The organism is Lysobacter sp. 05T417, from assembly GCF_056396405.1.
The window spans coordinates 539,910-557,203 of sequence record NZ_JBFTLK010000001.1 but is presented as its reverse complement, the minus strand read 5'-3'; the positions used below and the strand labels follow the sequence as shown (position 1 = coordinate 557,203).

Genomic DNA, 17,294 nt, shown 5'->3' with positions numbered 1-17,294 from the left:
CAATGCCGCACATGACCACCACCACTCTCGACCCGGCCTGGCTTGAACGCTTCGCCGGGGTCGATCGCCTCTACGGCACCGGAACCATCGCCCGCCTGTCCACCTGCCGCATCGCCGTGGTCGGCATGGGCGGCGTCGGCTCGTGGGTGGTGGAGGCGCTGGCACGCACCGGCATCGGCCACCTGACCCTGATCGATGCCGACGATCTGTGCGTGTCCAACACCAACCGGCAGTTGCCGGCGCTGGTCGGCCAGTACGGGCGGGCCAAGGTCGAGGCCATGGCCGAACGTTGCCGGGCGATCAATCCGCAGATCACGGTCGAGGCGGTGGCCAGCTTCGTCACGCCGGCCAACCTGGCCGAGATGCTCGACCGGGGTTTCGACCTGGTGATCGACGCCTGCGACAGTTTCCGCACCAAGGTCGAAATGGCCGCGTGGTGCCGCCGCCGCAAGTTGCCGCTGATCGTGGTCGGTTCTGCCGGCGGGCGCACCGACGCCACGCTGGTGCGGGTTCGCGACCTGTCGCGCACCGAGCACGATGCGATGCTGGCGCTGGTGCGAAAGAAGCTGCGCAGCGAGTTCAACTTCCCCAAGAACACCGATCGCTACTTCGGCATCTCGGCGATCTATTCGTTGGAGAACGTCAAATATCCGCAGCCCGATGGCAGCGTGTGTGGCGTGCGTCCAGTGGTGAGCGGCGACGCCGCATTGAAGCTGGACTGCGGCGCCGGACTGGGCGCGGCCACGCACATCACCGGCACGTTCGCGTTCGCCGCGGTCGGGCGCGCGCTGGAGTTGCTGCTCAAGCGCAAGTAACGGCCGCTAACGGCCGCTCAGTCGAGGCCCTGGGAGGGCAGGCCGAACAACCGCTCCGCGTTGGCCGTCGTTGCACGCGCCAGGGCGTCTGGCGTGATGCCCCGCAGTTCGGCGATCACGGTCAGGACGCTGGTCAGGCGCGAGGGCTCGTTGCGCTGTCCGCGAATGCCGGCATCGGGCTGGTCCGGGGCATCGGTCTCCAGCAACAGGTGCTCCAGCGGCATCGTCGCCGCCAGTCTGCGCAGGCGATTGGCGCGGTCGTAGGTCACCGGGCCGCCGAGGCCGAGCATGAAACCAGCCCGCCACAGTTGCCTGGCCTGTTCCTCGCTACCCGGGTAACTGTGGACGACGCCACGCACGCCTCCGATTCGGCGTACCGCGGCGATCACAGCATCGACCGCGCGGCGCGCGTGCACGATCACCGGCAGGTCGAACTCGCGTGCCAGGCGCAGTTGGCCTTCAAACAAGTGCATCTGCCGGTCGGCATCGAGGCCCTCCACGAAATAGTCGAGACCGCATTCGCCAACCGCGAGCGGGCGTTCGCGTTCGAGCCATTCGCGCAGCAGCGCCAGGTGCTCGTCGCGGTGCGCCGCCAGGTACATCGGGTGCAGGCCATAGGCCGGATACAGGCCGCTGGCGGCCAAGCAGACCTCGCGCAGCTTAGGCCAGCTGGCGGCATCGACGGCCGGCACCAGCTGGCGGCTGACCCCGGCCTCGCGCGCACGCGCGATCACCTGGTCGCGGTCGCCGTCGAATTCGGCCGCGTCCAGGTGGCAGTGGCTGTCGACCAGCAGGGGGGCGTTCAGGGGGCGGGCCGCCTTTCAGCGCGGGGCGCGGGGTGCCGGCGGCAGGGTCGGATCCTTGCGCTTCTTCCAGTTGGCCAGCAGCAGGGTGCCCAGGCCCAGCAGCAGCTCGTCTGCGAAGGGCACGACGTCCGGCACTACCAGGTCCACCACGAACAGGGCGGCGGTCAGCACGAACAGGCGGGGGAAGCTCAGCTTGCCCAGGAAGCTCAGCAGGGGGGCGGTCAGTGGGTTGGCCATGGCATCTGTAATTTGACGGCGGTCGCAATGACGCTATCACGCTCCCAAACAAGGTTCACAGTTGCGACAGCTTGATGTTAAAAAATCGGCGGCCGTTCAGGATCGCAGTGTTCGAATGGCGCCATCCACCAACCCGCGGGCGAAATCCCGCAGCAGAGGCCTGAAATGAACAAGAACATCCTAGCGGTCGCCCTGGCTTCGCTGCTGGTCGGCGGCGTCGCCGTCGCGGCATACAACAGCTTCCGTGGTCACGACGGTGCCCAAGCCACCCAGCTCGACGCCAACGGCCAGCCGATCGGCCAGGGCAGCGACATGGCCGCCGACGGCGCCATCCAGTCGGGCAAGATCGAATACGCCGACGTGCTCAACGTCAAGCCGATCAACGAGAAGGAAAAGCTGTACGCCACCGTCATCGGTACCGACGCGGTGCGCGAGACCAGCACCACTTCGACGCCGCGCGAAGTCTGCCAGGACGTGGTCGTGCAGGAGCGCGCCCCGGAGCGTGACGGCAACGTCGGCGGTACGGTCGCCGGTGCGGTCATCGGTGGCCTGGTCGGCAACCAGATCGGCGGCGGCAATGGCCGCAAGGCCGCGACCGTCGGTGGCGCTGTCGCCGGTGGCTTCATCGGCAACCAGGTCGACAAGCGTCACGTCGGCGGCAAGGTCACCAGCCGCACCGAGCGTCAGTGCCACACCGCTTCGTCGACGTCGCAGTCCTCGCGCGTGGTGGGCTACAACGTGACCTACCGCAATCCGGACGGCACCACCGGCACGATGCGCACCGACAGCAAGCCGGGCAACCAGATCCTGCTGGGTGAAGAGGACAAGGTGGTCGGCTACGACGTGACCTATCGTTTCGACGGCGCCGAGCAGACCATCCGCATGGACGAGCGTCCGGTCAACAACCGCCTGCCGGTCATCGACGGCCAGGTCGTGACCCAGACGGCTTCGGCCTCGACGGGTTCGACCCAGGGCTGATCGCCACATCGCATTAGCAATACTCGAGGGGCCGGAGCGATCCGGCCCCTTTTTTTGTCCCGAACCGTCATCCCCGGCCCGGCGGACGACGCTTCGGCGAGTTATTGACCGGTCTTCGTCAATTCGCAGGGCCCTGGCAAGCGAAGCGCAGTCAGGTATTGGCAATCCCCGGAAAACGCAGGCGCAAAGCGCCTTCTGGGGGTACCCGCGCCGCTGGCGGCCATTACAATGGCCGTCTTTCCAATGTCGAGCGCGCCATGGCCCTGCACCCGTACGACCTCTACGACGTCCGCTCCCTGCTCAGCGACGAGGAGCGCGCCGTACAGGACACGGTGGCGCGTTTCACCAACGAGCGCGTGATTCCGATCATCGGCGATGCGTTCGACCAGGCCCGCTTCCCCAAGGAACTGATCGGCGAGATCGCCGAGCTGGGCCTGCTCGGTTCCTCGCTGCCGGAAAAGTACGGTTGCGCCGGACTCAATGCGGTCAGCTACGGCCTGATCTGCCAGGAACTCGAGCGCGGCGACAGCGGCATCCGCAGTTTCGTCAGCGTGCAGTCCTCGCTGTGCATGTATCCGATCTACGCCTATGGTACGGAGGAGCAGCGCATGCGCTGGCTGCCGGACATGGCCGCGGGCAAGGTCATCGGCTGTTTCGGCCTGACCGAGCCGCACGGTGGTTCCGATCCGGCCAACATGAAAACCAACGCCAAGCGTGACGGCGGCGACTGGGTCCTCAACGGCTCCAAGATGTGGATCACCAACGGCAACATCGCCGACATCGCGATCGTCTGGGCGCAGACCGACGAAGGCATCCAGGGTTTCGTCGTCGAGAAGGGCATGCCCGGTTTCGCGGCGCAGGAAATCAAGCACAAGATGAGCCTGCGCGCGTCGGTGACCAGCTCGCTGTTCTTCGACAACGTGCGCGTGCCCGAGAGCAACCGCCTGCCGAACGTCAAGGGCCTCAAGGGTCCGCTGGGCTGCCTGACACAGGCCCGCTACGGCATCACCTGGGGTCCGATCGGCGCGGCCATCGCCTGCCTCGACGAAGTGCTGAACTACACCAAGGAACGCATCCTGTTCGATCGCCCGGTGGCGGCGACGCAGAGCGCCCAGATCAAGATGGCCGAGATGGCGCGCCGGATCACCCTGGCGCAGTTGCTGGTGGTGCAGTTGGGCCGCCTCAAGGATGCTGGCGCCATGCAGCCGGCGCAGGTCTCGCTGGCGAAGTGGAACAACTGCCGCATGGCGATCGACATCGCGCGCGAATGCCGCGACCTGCTCGGCGGCGCCGGCATCACCACCGAGCATGCGGCGATCCGCCACGCGCTCAACCTCGAATCGGTCATCACCTACGAAGGCACCGAGACCGTGCACCAGCTGGTGATCGGGCGTGAGCTGACCGGCATCAGCGCGTTCTGACCCTCAAGACTCGTCATTCCCGCGAAGGCGGGAACCCAGCGTCTTTGGTTTGGCAGCGCAAAGTCACTGGGTCTCGCCGGAGCCTGCCCTGAGCAGGCGAAGGGCGGGGATGACGGCCGAATGCTGTCGGAGAAGTCCAACGTGTCTGTCTTCGACGTCCAACTGGTAACACCACGCCTGATCCTGCGCATGCCCTGCGCCGGCGACTTCGAGGCGTGGGCGGCCTTCCGCGCCGACGAGGAGGTCGCGCGCTACATCGGCGGTCCCGAAGCGCGGCCCATGGCCTGGCGCAGCCTGGCGGCGATGATCGGCGCATGGCACCTGAGGGGTTTCGCCATGTTCTCGGTGATCGACAAGGCGACGGGCGAATGGCTGGGTCGCGTCGGTCCCTGGCAGCCCGAGGGCTGGCCCGGCACCGAGGTCGGCTGGAGCATCGTCCGCGCGCACTGGGGCAAGGGCTTCGGGCCCGAAGCGGCCACCGCCTCGATCGACTGGGCGTTTGCCCAGCTGGGGTGGAGCGAAGTGATCCATACGATCGACCCGCGCAACGAGAATTCCAGGGCCGTCGCCGCCAAGCTGGGCTCGCGCTATCTGCGCATGGGCCGGCTGCCGGTGCCGCATGATGCCAACGAGGTCGAAATCTGGGGCCAGTCGCGCGAGCAGTGGCTCGCCCGGCGTGCAAGCGAGGAGCGCACATGATCACCGTCTACGGCTATTCCTGTTCCGGCAACTGCCACAAGCTCAAGCTGCTGCTGACCCAGCTTGCCCGCGAGTTCAAGTGGGTGGAGATCGACAGCACCTGCGGCGAAACGCGCACGCCTGAGTACCTGGCCAAGAATCCCAACGGCAGGGTGCCGATGATCGAGCTCGAGGATGGCCGCATCCTCACCGAGTCCAACGCGATCCTGTGCTGGCTGGCCGAAGGCACGCCGTACTGGGCCGGCGACGCCTGGCAGCGTGCGCAGGTGCTCAGCTGGATGTTCTTCGAGCAGTACAGTCACGAGCCCTACATCGCGGTGGCGCGCTTCATCCGCGGCTGGACGCAGCTGGACTCGCCGCGTCGCGCCACGCTGGCGCAGTTGCGCGAGCGCGGCCATCAGGCGCTGGCCGTGATGGAGCAGCACCTTGCCGCCGGGCACGCCTGGTTCAGTGGCGACGCCTACGGCATCGCCGACATCGCCTTGTTCGCCTACACCGTGGTCGCCGACGAGGGTGGCTTCGACCTGGCGGCGTACCCGCAACTGCGTGACTGGCTGGGCCGGGTGATGAAGACGCCTGGCTTCGTCGCCATGCCGGCGCCGCCGGTCGAGGTCGCATCGCGGCTGGCGTTGCCGGACTGACGCCACCACGGGTTCACTGCATTCCTACCAGTTCAGTCGTCCACCAGAGACCTGTTGGGCGACACAAGAGAATCATCAATCATGTCAGCACTGCCCAACCCCATCCCCGCGCGCATGAAGGGCCTCAACCGGGCCGAGATCTGCGACGTCAACTTCATCGAGTTCGTCAACGCCTGGAACGGCCGCGCCGACGCCCGCCCGACCGCGGGCGAAGCAATCCTCGATGGCAGTGCGCTCGACGCGCGCGGTTTCCGCGAGCTTTTCGAATCGCAGCTGGTCAGTCGCCATCTCGACCTGATGGCGCGCGTGCTGCGCGTGCAGAACAAGGTCTTCTACACGATCGGTTCCAGTGGCCACGAAGGCAACGCGATGGTGGCGCGCCTCACGCGCCATACCGATCCGGCGTTCCTGCATTACCGCTCCGGCGGCTTCATGGCCGAACGCTTCCGCAAGCTGCCCGGCATGGACCCGGTGATGGACTCGGCGCTGTCGTTCGCCGCCAGCAAGGACGATCCGGCCAGTGGCGGCCGCCACAAGGTCTGGGGCAGCAAGCCGTTGTGGGTATTGCCGCAGACGTCGACCATCGCCTCGCACCTGCCCAAGGCCCTGGGCACCGCGGTCGCCATCGAAGCGGGCAAGCGCCTGGGTCATGCGTTGCCGATTCCCGAGGACAGCATCACGGTCTGCTCGTTCGGCGACGCATCGGCCAACCATGCCACCGCGCAGACCGCGTTCAACGCCGCCGCCTGGACCGTTTACCAGAAGCTGCCGGCGCCGGTCCTGTTCGTCTGCGAGGACAACGGCATCGGCATCTCGGTCAAGACGCCGGGCGGCTGGATCGGCAGCCGTTTCCGCAACATGGACGGCCTGGATTACTTCACCGCCGACGGCCTCGACCTGGCCAGCGGCTACGGCGACGTGCAGCGTGCCGTCGAGCATTGCCGCACCACGCGCCGCCCGACTTTCCTGCACCTGAAGACGACCCGCATCATGGGCCACGCCGGCACCGACTTCGAGATTGAATGGCGTTCGATCGAGGAACTGTGCGCGGTCGAGGCCACCGATCCGCTGTTGAGGTCGGCGGCCATCGCGCTGGAATCGGGCCTGATGTCGAAGGACGAAGTGCTGGCGCTGTACGAGGCAACGCGGAAGAAGTGCTTCGCCGCGGCCGAAGAAGCCGACCGCCGGCCCAAGCTCGACAACCTCGCCGAAGTCATTGCGCCGCTCGCGCCGTACACGCCGGCCGAGGTGATGGCCGAAGCAACGCGCGCGGATTACGGGTCGCGCCGACTGGAAGTGTTCGGCAGCGAAGCGAAGTTGCCGGAGAACCAGCCGCCACGTCACCTCGCGATCCAGATCAACAACGCCCTGCACGACATCTTCGCCAAGTACCCCGAGACGCTGCTGTTCGGCGAGGACGTGGCGCAGAAGGGTGGCGTCTACACCGTCACCAAGGGCCTGCAGAAGGCGTTCGGCCCGCGCCGCGTGTTCAACACGCTGCTCGACGAGACGATGATCCTGGGCATGGCCCAGGGCTTTGCCAACGTCGGCATGCTGCCGATCCCGGAAATCCAGTACCTGGCGTACTTCCACAACGCCTGCGACCAGATCCGCGGCGAAGCGGCGAGCCTGCAGTTCTTCAGCAACAACCAGTACGCCAATCCGATGGTCGTGCGCATCGCCGGCCTGGGCTACCAGCGTGGTTTCGGCGGCCATTTCCACAACGACAACTCGATCACCGCGCTGCGCGACATCCCGGGACTGGTGGTCGGTTGTCCGTCGCGTGGCGACGATGCGGCCACCATGCTGCGCACGTTGACCGCGCTGTCGAAGGTCGACGGCCGCGTAAGCGTGTTCCTCGAGCCGATCGCGCTGTACATGACCAAGGACCTGTACGAGCCCGGCGACGGCGCATGGCTCACCACCTACCCGAAGCCCGACGAAGCGATGGTGCTGGGCGAGGGGCGCGTCTACGGCGAAGGCAACGACGACCTGGTGATCTTCACCTACGGCAACGGCGTGCCAATGAGCCTGCGCGCGGCGCGGACCATCGAGGCCAAGCACGGCTGGAAGGCGCGCGTGGTCGACCTGCGCTGGCTGGTTCCGCTCAACGAGGAATTCATCCGCGAGCAGGCACGCAGCGCCAGGCGCCTGCTGATCGTCGACGAGGGCCGCCACAGTGCCGGCGTCGGCGAGGGCATCCTCACCGCGATTGCCGAGGGTGGCTACGGCGCGCGACCGTTCCAGCGCGTGGTCGGTGTCGACACCTATACGCCTCTGGCCGGTGCGGCCTTCCTGGTGATTCCGGGCGAAGACGACATCGTCGCAGCGGCGGACCGGCTCGCCTGAATGTGCGGCCTGGCCGGACTGTTGCGCGCCACCCAGGACGCCAGCGACGAGCAGCTGACCGCGCTCGCCGGCGCGATGGGCGATGCGCTGGTCCATCGCGGCCCTGACGACCGTGGTGTCTGGACGCAGGCGGAGGCGGGCATCGCGCTCGCCCATCGCCGCCTGAGCATCCTCGATCTGTCGCCGCTGGGCCACCAGCCGATGGCGTCGAGCGATCATCGCTTCGTCATCGCCTACAACGGCGAGGTCTACAACTTCGCCGAGCTGCGCGAGGTGCTGGTGGCGCGCGGCCATGCATTCCGTGGCCATTCCGACACCGAGGTGCTGCTGGTGGCGGTGGTGGAGTGGGGCGTCGAGGACGCGATCGCGCGCTGCAACGGCATGTTCGCGATCGCACTGTGGGACCGCCAGGAGCGCTGCCTGTGGCTGGCGCGCGATCGCGTCGGCAAGAAGCCGCTGTACTACGGTTGGGCCGGCCAGACCTTCGTGTTCGGCTCCGAGCTCAAGGCGCTGTGGCGGCATCCGGATTTCGACAACGGCGTCAGCCGCGATGCGCTGGCGCTGCTGCTGCGGCTGGACTACATCCCGGCGCCGCACGCGATCCACGAAGGTGCCTTCAAGCTGATGCCGGGATCGCTCCTGCGCATCGATGCGGCAGCGGTGGCGGCCGGCGCCGGCGCTCATGATCCGGAGCGTGATCAGCACCGTTACTGGGGTCCTCGTGAGCGCATGGAGGGGGCGATCAGGCAACCCTTCAAGGGCGACGAGCGCGAGGCCGAGAACCGCCTCGATGAGCTGCTGCGCGAGGCGGTAGGCCTGCGCATGGTTGCTGATGTGCCGGTTGGCGTTTTCCTTTCCGGTGGCACCGACTCCTCGATTGTCACGGCACTGATGCAGGCACAGAGCCGCCATCCGGTACGCAGTTTCACCATCGGCTTCGAGCGCTCGCACCACGATGAGGCGCACCTTGCACGCGAGGTTGCCGATCACCTGCACACCGCGCACACCGAGCTGTATGTGAGCGGCAGTGATGCGCTCGCGGTGGTGCCGACACTGCCTGCGATGTTCGACGAGCCATTTGCCGACGCCTCGCAGGTGCCGACCGCGCTGGTGGCGCGACTGGCGCGCAGCGCGGTCACGGTGGCGCTTTCGGGCGACGGCGGCGACGAGCTTTTCTTCGGCTACAAGCGCTACGAGCGCGCGTTGCGCAACTGGCGATGGCAGCGGCGCGTGCCGTCGCCGCTGCGCAGGGCGATGGCGCGCAGGGCGAGCGGGCATGGCGAGGCCTCGCGCACGGGCGGTTTCGCCGCGCTGGCGGCCGAGATGGGCGCCAGCGGCATTGGCGACGTCTACCGTCAACGCATTGCCCGCTGGCGCGATCCGACCTGTGCAGTGCCTGGTGCGAGGTTGCCGGCGACGCTGTACGACCAGGCTGATCCGCTGCACGGCGCCGGTACCGCGGCCGACGCGATGATGCTGGCCGACTTCAGCGTCTACCTGCCCGAAGACCTGCTATGCAAGGTCGACCGGACGAGCATGGCGGTGAGCCTGGAGGCGCGCGCGCCGTTGCTGGACTGGCACGTCGCCGAGTTCGCCTGGTCGCTGCCGCTTGCCTTCAAGCGTCATGCCAAGGGCAACAAGTACCTGCTCAAGCAGGTCCTTCGCCGCTATCTGCCCGATCACATGGTCGACCGCGGCAAGCGCGGTTTCGGTGCGCCGGTGAGCGCATGGTTGCGCGGCGATCTGCGAGAGTGGGCGTCTTCGCTGCTGGACGAGCAGCGTCTGCGCGAGGAGGGGTACTTTGACGCCGCCCTGGTGCATGGCCTGTGGCGCAAGTTCCTCGATGGCGAGCGCAAGTGGCACACGCATCTATGGAACGTGCTGATGTTCCAGGCGTGGCACGAACATTGGCGCGGGCAGCGTCGCGCGGTGCGGGAACTTTAGTCGGCGAATTTCCCCGCCACCTTCGTCCCGTCACCCTGAGTTATCGCCACCCTTTGCCTTCATCCCCGATTGCCGTCATCCCCGATTGCCGTCATCCCGGCATTCACCGGGATGACGGATTACGGACGACGGCGTGGCGTGGCGCTAGCGAGCCAACCCGCTGCGCAGCGGCAACTCGCGCAGTGCGACATCGCCGGCGGACATTTCCTGCGCTTCGCGCTCCAGCGGCAGTACCGCCAACGCCAGATGGCGATCGCCTGCATCCGCGCTGGCCACCAGCTTGCCCAGCGACGCCGGACCGGCCATCACGTCCGCACCGGCAACCAGGGCCGCGTCGGCTTCCAGCAGCGCCAGGCCACGCTTGGCCTGGCCGAGGAAATGCGTGCGCGCGACGATTTCCTGGCCCGGGTAGCAGCCTTTCTTGACGCTGAAAGCCTGCAGGCGTTCCAGCGAGAGCTGCTGCGGCGTCCAGTGGCCGCCCTGGGAGGCGGGCAGGCGGGGCAGGCCGTGTTCGAGGTCGAAGGCCTGCCAGCGCGCCAGTGCCTGCGCATCGGCGGGTGCGGCCGGCTCGGCGGAGATGCGCAGGCTGCGCGGTCCGGCCTCGCCACCGAGGTCCATTTCGACCGTCTCGACCCCGTCGTCACCGCCCAGGGCGGAGCCTTGTGCCATCGCCGGTGCCGCAAAGGAGCCGCTGACGTGCAGATCCTGGCGAATCTCGATCTTGACCTTGCTGCGAAACACGAAGCGCTGCAGCGCGGCTGCCAGCTCGACCGGATCGGCATCGGGCAGCAGCAGCCACAGAGCCTCATCGGACAGTTTCAGCAAAGCGAACAACGCCGTGACGCGCCCTTTGGGCGTCAGCCAGCCATTCCACTGCCAGCAGCGCGGCTCCAGCAGGCCGACGTCGTTCATGAACTGTGCCTGCGCGAAAGCCACCGCATCGCGGCCGGTGAGCGCGATCAGGCGATGGTCGGGCAGGGCGAAAGCGGGGCCGGCAACGGCCTGCGGGTTGTCATGCATGGGGCGCGGGAATTAACATTCAGCGCCGTGATGATAGGCCAAACCCCACCCGTTGAAGCGCCCGAGGCAGATTCGACTCCGCAGCCCGCGCCATTGACGGATCCCAACAGGCCAAAGGAGCACGGCGGGCGCGAAGGCCCCGAACCGACCCGCTACGGCGACTGGGAAAAAAACGGCCGCTGCATCGATTTCTGACGCGTCACCACGCTTCCCCGCCACGCGGCTCCTGCCGCCCAGCTCAGAGAACGCCATAGCCCATGGCTAACGATCCACGCGTCCGCGAACGCCCCCTGTCACCGCACCTGCAGGTTTATAGCTGGCAGGTGCAGATGGTGACTTCGATCCTGCACCGCGGCACAGGCATCGTCCTGACCCTGGGCAGCCTGCTGGTTGTGTGGGCGCTGGTGGCGCTGGCCGCCGGACCCGAATCCTGGAGCACCTTCACCGCCTGCGCGCGGTCGCCGCTGGGCTTCCTGGTCCTGTTCGGCTGGAGCTGGTCGCTGGCCTTCCACCTGCTCAACGGCATCCGTCACCTGGTGCAGGACGCCGGTTACGGCTACCGCATCGAATCGTTCGTCCGCAGCAGCTGGGTGTCGGTCTTCGGCAGCCTGGTGCTGACCGTGATCCTCTGGCTGTTGGCGATGATGGCCCAGCGGGGTGGCGCATGAGCATGCAAAACGGCCGCCTGCGCAACCCGCTCAAGACCGCCCGCGGCCTGGGCTCGGCCAAGGAAGGTACCCACCATTTCGTCGTCCAGCGCGTCACCGCGATCGCCCTGGTCTTCCTGTCGCTCTACGTGATCTGGCTGATCCTGTCGCTCATCGGCGGCGACTTCGCCAGTATCCGCGCCACCGTTGGCCATCCGTGCAACGCGGTGCTGCTGTCGGCGTTCCTGATCGCCTCGTTCTGGCACGCCAAGCTAGGCATGCAGGTGATCATCGAGGACTACATCCATACCCCGTGGCTGGCCGTGACATCGCAGCTCGCGGTTGTTTTCGTTTGCGTTCTCGCGGCATTGGCCAGCGTGCTCGCCGTCATCCGCATCGCGCTGGGAGCCTGATTCATGGCCGCCGCTTACAAGATTCATGAGCACACTTTCGACATGGTCGTGGTCGGCGCCGGTGGCGCCGGTCTGCGCGCCACCTTCGGCCTGGCCCAGAAGGGCCTGAAGACCGCCTGCATCACCAAGGTGTTCCCGACCCGTTCGCACACGGTGGCCGCGCAGGGCGGCGTCGCCGCGGCGCTGGCCAACATGGGCGAGGACGACTGGCGCTACCACTTCTTCGATACCGTCAAGGGCTCGGACTGGCTGGGCGACCAGGACGCGATCGAGTACATGTGCAAGGAAGCCATCCCGGCGATCATCGAGCTGGAGCACTACGGCGTTCCGTTCTCGCGCACCGAGGACGGCAAGATCTACCAGCGGCCGTTCGGCGGCATGACCACCCGTTACGGCGAAGGCCCGCCGGCGCAGCGCACCTGCGCCGCCGCCGACCGCACCGGCCACGCCATCCTGCACACGCTGTACCAGCAGTCGCTGGCGCACGACGCGCAGTTCTTCATCGAGTACTTCGCGCTCGACCTGATCATGGACGCCAACGGCGCCTGCCGCGGCGTGCTTGCCCTGGACATGGCCGAAGGCACGCTGCACCTGTTCAAGGCGCAGGGCACGGTGCTGGCCACCGGCGGCTACGGCCGCGCCTACTTCTCGGCGACCTCGGCCCACACCTGCACCGGCGACGGCGGCGGCATGGCGCTGCGCGCCGGCCTGTCGCTGCAGGACATGGAGTTCGTGCAGTTCCACCCGACCGGCATCTACGGCGCCGGCTGCCTGATCACCGAGGGTGTCCGCGGCGAAGGCGGCATCCTGCGCAACAGCAACGGCGAGCGCTTCATGGAGCGCTACGCTCCGAGCGTGAAGGACCTGGCGCCGCGCGACATGGTCAGCCGCGCGATGACGATGGAAATCCGCGAAGGCCGCGGCGTCGGCGAGCACAAGGACCACATCCTGCTCGACCTGACCCACCTCGGACCGGAGGTGATCCACGAGAAGCTGCCGGGCATCGCCGAGTCGGCGCGCATCTTCGCCAACGTCGACGTCGAGAAGCAGCCGATCCCGGTGATCCCGACCGTGCACTACAACATGGGCGGCATCCCGACCAACTACCACGGCGAAGTGGTGCAGCTGCGCAACGGCAACCCGGACGAAGTGGTCCCCGGTCTGTATGCGATCGGCGAAGCGGCCTGCGTGTCGGTCCACGGCGCCAACCGCCTGGGCTCGAACTCGCTGCTCGACCTGGTCGTGTTCGGTCGCGCCGTCGCCAACCGCGCTGCCGAGACGGTCAAGGTCGACGGCAAGCAGGCGCGCCTGGCCGGCGATGCCTGCGACCCGGCCCTGGCCCGCCTGGACAAGCTGCGCAACGCCAACGGCGGCACGCCGACGGCGGTCATCCGCGACAAGATGCAGCGCACGATGCAGCTCGACGCCGCGGTGTTCCGCACCGGCGAGACGCTGTCGGACGGCGTACGCAAGATGCGCGACATCCATGCCTCGTTCGGCGACGTCAAGGTGGCCGACCGCTCGCTGATCTGGAACTCGGACCTGATCGAGACCTACGAGCTGTCGAACCTGCTCGACCAGGCCCTGGTGACGATTGTCTCCGCCGAGAACCGCACCGAGTCGCGTGGCGCGCATGCCCGTGAGGACTTCCCGGACCGCGACGACGCCAACTGGCAGAAGCACACCTTGTGCTCGGTCAGCGAAAGCGGCGACACCGCCATCGACTATCGCCCGGTGCACATGTACACGTTGAGTGACGACGTGGCCGTGGTTCCGCCGAAGAAGCGCGTCTACTGATCCGGAGCGAGCAACGTGGCTGAATTCTCACTACCCAAGAACTCGCAGATCCAGAAGGGCCGCCACTGGGCGTCACCGGGCGCCAAGCAGCCGCGCACCTTCAAGGTCTACCGCTGGAACCCCGACGACGGCATGAATCCGCGCGTGGACACCTACGAGGTGGACATGGCGGCGTGCGGCCCGATGGTTCTGGACGCGCTGATCAAGATCAAGAACGAGATCGACCCGACCCTGACCTTCCGTCGTTCCTGCCGCGAGGGCATCTGCGGTTCGTGCGCGATGAACATCGACGGCACCAACACGCTGGCATGCACCAAGGCGATCGAGGATTGCGGCAAGGCCGAAGTCCCGATCTACCCGTTGCCGCACATGCCGGTGGTGAAGGACCTGGTTCCGGACCTGACCCACTTCTACGCCCAGTACGCCTCTATCAAGCCGTGGCTGCGCACGCAGAGCCCGGCCCCGTCGGACCGCGAGCGCCTGCAGTCGCCGGAAGATCGCAAGAAGCTCGACGGCCTGTACGAGTGCATCCTGTGCGCGTGCTGCTCGACCAGCTGCCCGAGCTACTGGTGGAACGGCGACCGTTACCTCGGCCCGGCGGTCCTGCTGCAGGCCTACCGCTGGATCGTCGACTCGCGTGACGAGGACACCGGTGCGCGCCTGGACGACCTCGAGGATCCGTTCAAGCTGTACCGCTGCCACACCATCATGAACTGCGCGCGCACCTGCCCGAAGGGTTTGAACCCCGCGCAGGCGATCGGCGAGATCAAGAAGCTGATGCTGGCCCGTCGCGTCTGACGACGCGCGGACCGGTGGCAACACGGAGAGGGCGCACGCGAGTGCGCCTTTTTTGTTCGGGCTGAAGTGGGTCGGAGGCAAGCAAGTGGAAGACATCAACGAAGCCGACGAACGCGAGTTGCGGCGCCTGCGCTGGCGCTGCCGGCGCGGCATGCGCGAACTCGATCAGTTGTTCGAGCGCTATCTCGAACGCGCCTGGCGGCAGGCCGGCGAGGGTGAGCGCGTCGTTTTCCTACGCCTTCTGGAAACCGAGGACGATAAGCTCTGGCACTGGTTCATGGGCAACGATGCGCCGACCGATGCCGACCTCGCCGCGCTCGTCGCGCGCATCCGTTCCCTGCCTCCTTGAGTGGCGCCCGTCGCGGCTGCTCGCCGCGGCGCTGGTGGCGCTCGGGGCGTTGGCCGCGGTGGCGGTAACCGGATGCGAGTTGCCACTGCCGTTGTCGCTGCCACTGGCGCTGCTGTGTCTGGCCGAAGGGCTGCGGTTGGGGCGGCGCGAGCTGTCCCGGCCGCGACGATGGCTGGCGATCGACGCTGATGGCGACGCCAGCGTGGGCGGCCGGGCGGTAACGGAGCTTGCGGTGGCCTGGCGCGGTCCGCTGGCTTTTGTGCGGTTTCGCGACGCCGATGGCCGGCCGCGGCGGCTGGCCTGGTGGCCCGACACCCTCCCGGCCGGCAAGCGCCGTGAACTCAGGCTGGCCGCTCCGGTCAAAGCCGCTGCGCAAAAAGCGCCTTCGATGGCACCATAGCCCGATATGTTCAAACCCATCCCCGTGGCCATCGGCCTGCGCTACCTCCGGGCCAAGCGCCGCAACGGCTTCATTTCCTTCATCTCCCTGGCCTCCATCGCTGGCATAGCGCTGGGCGTGACGGCCCTGATCACCACGCTGGCGGTGATGAGCGGCTTCCAGCGCGAGATCCGCGACCGCATGCTGCAGATGGCCGCCCACGCCACGGTCAGCGCCTACGGCGAACCGCTGACGGACTGGCAGCAGGCGGTCCACACCGCCGTCGCCGACGCCCGCGTCGCCGGCGCCGCCCCCTACATCGAGAAGGAGGCGTTGCTGTCGGGTGCGCGCAACCAGCCGGCCCTCGTCCGCGGCGTGCTGCCGGCCGAGGAGGGCAAGGTTTCGGTGCTCGCCGAGAAGATGGTGCAGGGCAAGCTCGATTCGCTGCAGCAGGGCAGCTTCAACATCGTCCTGGGCAAGGAGCTGGCGTTGTGGCTCGGCGTCGGCATCGGCGACAGCGTGGTGATGACCACCAGCGATTTCCGCAGCACCCCGCTCGGCGCGGTGCCCCAGCTCAAGCGCTTCACCGTCAGCGGCATCTTCGAGGCCGGCTACAACGAGTTCGACAAGGGCCTGGCGGTCGCCAACATGCACGACATGCAGCGTTTGCTGCGCATGGGCGAGGGCGTCACCGGCGTGCGCCTGCGCCTGCACGACATGGACAAGGCCTGGGACGTCGCCCGCGACCTGGCGGTGAACCTGGGCGGTCCGTACCGGGTCAGCGACTGGACCAGCGAAAACGCCAACATGTTCCGCGCGCTGAAGATGGAGAAGACCATCATGGCGATCCTGTTGTCGCTGATCATCGCCATGGGCGCGTTCAACCTGGTCAGCTCGCAGGTGATGCTGGTGACCGACAAGCAGGCCGACATCGCCATCCTGCGCACGCTCGGCCTGACCCCGCGCGGGGTGATGCAGGTGTTCGTGGTGCAGGGCACGCTGATCGGGGTGATCGGCACGGTGATCGGGGTGATCGGCGGCATCGTGCTCACGCTCAACCTGGAACACATCCTCAAGGCGATCGAAGCCGTGCTCGGCGTCCAGTTGCTGCCCGAAGACGTCTACTACATCACCGGCCTGCCGACCGACCTGCAGACCAGCGACGTGCTGATCATCGCCGCGGTGGCGCTGGTCATGGCCTTCATGGCCACCATCTATCCCGCCTGGCGCGCCGCGCGTACGGCTCCGGCGGAGGCGCTGCGCTATGAATAATTCCAGCAACGGCCCCAAGCACAGCGGCGAGGCGCTCCGCGCCGAGGGCCTGGCGATGACCTACGCCGAGGGCAAGCTGCGCACCCCGGTATTCGAGGGGCTGCAGTTGTCGGTGCAATCCGGCGAGACGGTGGCGATCCTGGGTGCCTCCGGCGCCGGCAAGAGCACGCTGCTGCACCTGCTGGGCGGCCTCGATACGCCCACGGCGGGCGAGGTGTTCGTTGCCGGGCAGAAGATGAGCACGCTGTCCGATGCCGCCCGTGGCGCGCTGCGCAACCGCGCGCTCGGCTTCGTCTACCAGTTCCATCACCTGCTGCCCGAGTTCACCGCGCTGGAAAACGTAATGCTGCCGGTGCTGCTGGCAGGCGCGCCGGTCGCCGACGCCACCCGGCGTTCGCAGGAGTTGCTGGAGTCCGTCGGCCTTGCGCATCGCCTCGAGCACAAGCCGGGCGAGTTGTCGGGTGGCGAACGCCAGCGCGCCGCGGTTGCGCGCGCCCTGGTCAATCGTCCGGCCTGCGTGCTCGGCGACGAGCCGACCGGCAACCTCGACGAGAAGACCGCGCAGACCGTCTTCGAACTGATGCTCGCGCTCAACCGCGAACAGCACACCAGCCTGGTGCTGGTAACCCATGACCGCCGCCTGGCGCGGCGCCTGGATCGGGTGCTGGAGCTGCACGAAGGCAAGCTGCGCGAGCTGGCCCGCGACGAGGTCTAGACAAGGAGAGGTCA

General features: G+C 67.4%; 19 protein-coding genes. 16 read left to right on the top strand and 3 right to left on the bottom strand.

The features are described 5' to 3' along the window. Nucleotides 1-11 precede the first annotated feature (11 nt). A complete protein-coding gene (locus tag AC1DER_RS02505) occupies nt 12-815 on the top strand; it encodes a tRNA threonylcarbamoyladenosine dehydratase (RefSeq protein WP_477244184.1) in 804 nt (267 codons plus the stop codon). Nucleotides 816-832: 17 nt separating this feature from the next. On the opposite strand, the gene AC1DER_RS02500 is transcribed toward AC1DER_RS02505, so the two are convergent. Further along, nucleotides 833-1,606 (bottom strand): TatD family hydrolase, encoded by a 774-nt coding sequence (locus AC1DER_RS02500; RefSeq protein WP_477244209.1) that lies wholly within the window; start codon nt 1,604-1,606, stop codon nt 833-835. Nucleotides 1,607-1,636: 30 nt separating this feature from the next. Next, nucleotides 1,637-1,858 (bottom strand): DUF6116 family protein, encoded by a 222-nt coding sequence (locus AC1DER_RS02495; protein ID WP_477244186.1) that lies wholly within the window; start codon nt 1,856-1,858, stop codon nt 1,637-1,639. Between the two features lie 165 nt (nt 1,859-2,023). On the opposite strand from AC1DER_RS02495, the gene AC1DER_RS02490 reads away from it, so the two are divergent. The 6 genes from AC1DER_RS02490 (at nt 2,024) to asnB (ending at nt 9,890) form a co-directional block, all read left to right on the top strand. Then, on the top strand, nt 2,024-2,836 hold the full coding sequence (locus AC1DER_RS02490) for a glycine zipper 2TM domain-containing protein (RefSeq protein ID WP_477244188.1): 813 nt from the start codon (nt 2,024-2,026) through the stop codon (nt 2,834-2,836). 257 nt (nt 2,837-3,093) lie between these two features. Continuing rightward, on the top strand, nt 3,094-4,257 hold the full coding sequence (locus AC1DER_RS02485; protein ID WP_477244190.1) for an acyl-CoA dehydrogenase family protein: 1,164 nt from the start codon (nt 3,094-3,096) through the stop codon (nt 4,255-4,257). A 141-nt stretch (nt 4,258-4,398) separates the two neighbouring features. Continuing rightward, on the top strand, nt 4,399-4,956 hold the full coding sequence (locus tag AC1DER_RS02480) for a GNAT family N-acetyltransferase (protein WP_477244211.1): 558 nt from the start codon (nt 4,399-4,401) through the stop codon (nt 4,954-4,956). Continuing rightward, complete coding sequence (locus AC1DER_RS02475) at nt 4,953-5,597, top strand: glutathione S-transferase family protein (protein ID WP_477244192.1); 645 nt, start codon at nt 4,953-4,955, stop codon at nt 5,595-5,597. The genes AC1DER_RS02480 and AC1DER_RS02475 overlap by 4 nt, the downstream gene beginning before the upstream one ends. 81 nt (nt 5,598-5,678) lie before the next feature. Then, the gene (locus AC1DER_RS02470) at nt 5,679-7,946 is read left to right on the top strand and encodes a thiamine pyrophosphate-dependent enzyme (RefSeq protein WP_477244194.1); all 2,268 of its coding nucleotides are present in this window, start codon (nt 5,679-5,681) and stop codon (nt 7,944-7,946) included. Further along, nucleotides 7,947-9,890, top strand: a complete 1,944-nt coding sequence (asnB, locus tag AC1DER_RS02465) for an asparagine synthase (glutamine-hydrolyzing) (RefSeq protein ID WP_477357621.1) — start codon at nt 7,947-7,949, stop codon at nt 9,888-9,890. A gap of 144 nt (nt 9,891-10,034) precedes the next feature. Here the strand turns inward: asnB and ygfZ are convergent, their stop codons facing one another. After that, nucleotides 10,035-10,910, bottom strand: coding sequence for a CAF17-like 4Fe-4S cluster assembly/insertion protein YgfZ (gene ygfZ, locus AC1DER_RS02460; protein ID WP_477244198.1), 876 nt, complete (start codon nt 10,908-10,910; stop codon nt 10,035-10,037). Here ygfZ and AC1DER_RS02455 point away from each other — a divergent pair. From AC1DER_RS02455 to lolD, 9 genes are all read left to right on the top strand, one after another. Beyond that, the gene (locus AC1DER_RS02455) at nt 10,857-11,105 is read left to right on the top strand and encodes a DUF1674 domain-containing protein (protein WP_477357618.1); all 249 of its coding nucleotides are present in this window, start codon (nt 10,857-10,859) and stop codon (nt 11,103-11,105) included. The genes ygfZ and AC1DER_RS02455 overlap by 54 nt on opposite strands. A 62-nt stretch (nt 11,106-11,167) precedes the next feature. Continuing rightward, nucleotides 11,168-11,578 carry a succinate dehydrogenase, cytochrome b556 subunit gene (sdhC, locus tag AC1DER_RS02450; RefSeq protein ID WP_441816101.1) on the top strand — a complete coding sequence of 137 codons (411 nt, stop codon included), beginning with the start codon at nt 11,168-11,170 and terminating at the stop codon, nt 11,576-11,578. A 2-nt stretch (nt 11,579-11,580) separates the two neighbouring features. Beyond that, nucleotides 11,581-11,970, top strand: a complete 390-nt coding sequence (gene sdhD, locus AC1DER_RS02445) for a succinate dehydrogenase, hydrophobic membrane anchor protein (protein ID WP_477244214.1) — start codon at nt 11,581-11,583, stop codon at nt 11,968-11,970. 3 nt (nt 11,971-11,973) lie between these two features. Continuing rightward, complete coding sequence (gene sdhA, locus AC1DER_RS02440; protein ID WP_477244201.1) at nt 11,974-13,767, top strand: succinate dehydrogenase flavoprotein subunit; 1,794 nt, start codon at nt 11,974-11,976, stop codon at nt 13,765-13,767. A 15-nt stretch (nt 13,768-13,782) separates the two neighbouring features. Beyond that, entirely contained in the window at nt 13,783-14,565 is a 783-nt protein-coding gene (locus tag AC1DER_RS02435) for a succinate dehydrogenase iron-sulfur subunit (protein ID WP_441816103.1), read from the top strand. Between the two features lie 151 nt (nt 14,566-14,716). Continuing rightward, nucleotides 14,717-14,914 (top strand): FAD assembly factor SdhE, encoded by a 198-nt coding sequence (locus AC1DER_RS02430; RefSeq protein WP_441816334.1) that lies wholly within the window; start codon nt 14,717-14,719, stop codon nt 14,912-14,914. Continuing rightward, on the top strand, nt 14,865-15,314 hold the full coding sequence (locus AC1DER_RS02425; protein WP_441816104.1) for a hypothetical protein: 450 nt from the start codon (nt 14,865-14,867) through the stop codon (nt 15,312-15,314). Before AC1DER_RS02430 ends, AC1DER_RS02425 begins: the two co-directional genes overlap by 50 nt. A gap of 6 nt (nt 15,315-15,320) precedes the next feature. Further along, on the top strand, nt 15,321-16,565 hold the full coding sequence (locus AC1DER_RS02420; RefSeq protein ID WP_441816105.1) for a lipoprotein-releasing ABC transporter permease subunit: 1,245 nt from the start codon (nt 15,321-15,323) through the stop codon (nt 16,563-16,565). After that, on the top strand, nt 16,558-17,280 hold the full coding sequence (gene lolD, locus AC1DER_RS02415) for a lipoprotein-releasing ABC transporter ATP-binding protein LolD (protein ID WP_441816106.1): 723 nt from the start codon (nt 16,558-16,560) through the stop codon (nt 17,278-17,280). The genes AC1DER_RS02420 and lolD overlap by 8 nt, the downstream gene beginning before the upstream one ends. The last annotated feature ends 14 nt before the right edge of the window (nt 17,281-17,294 follow it).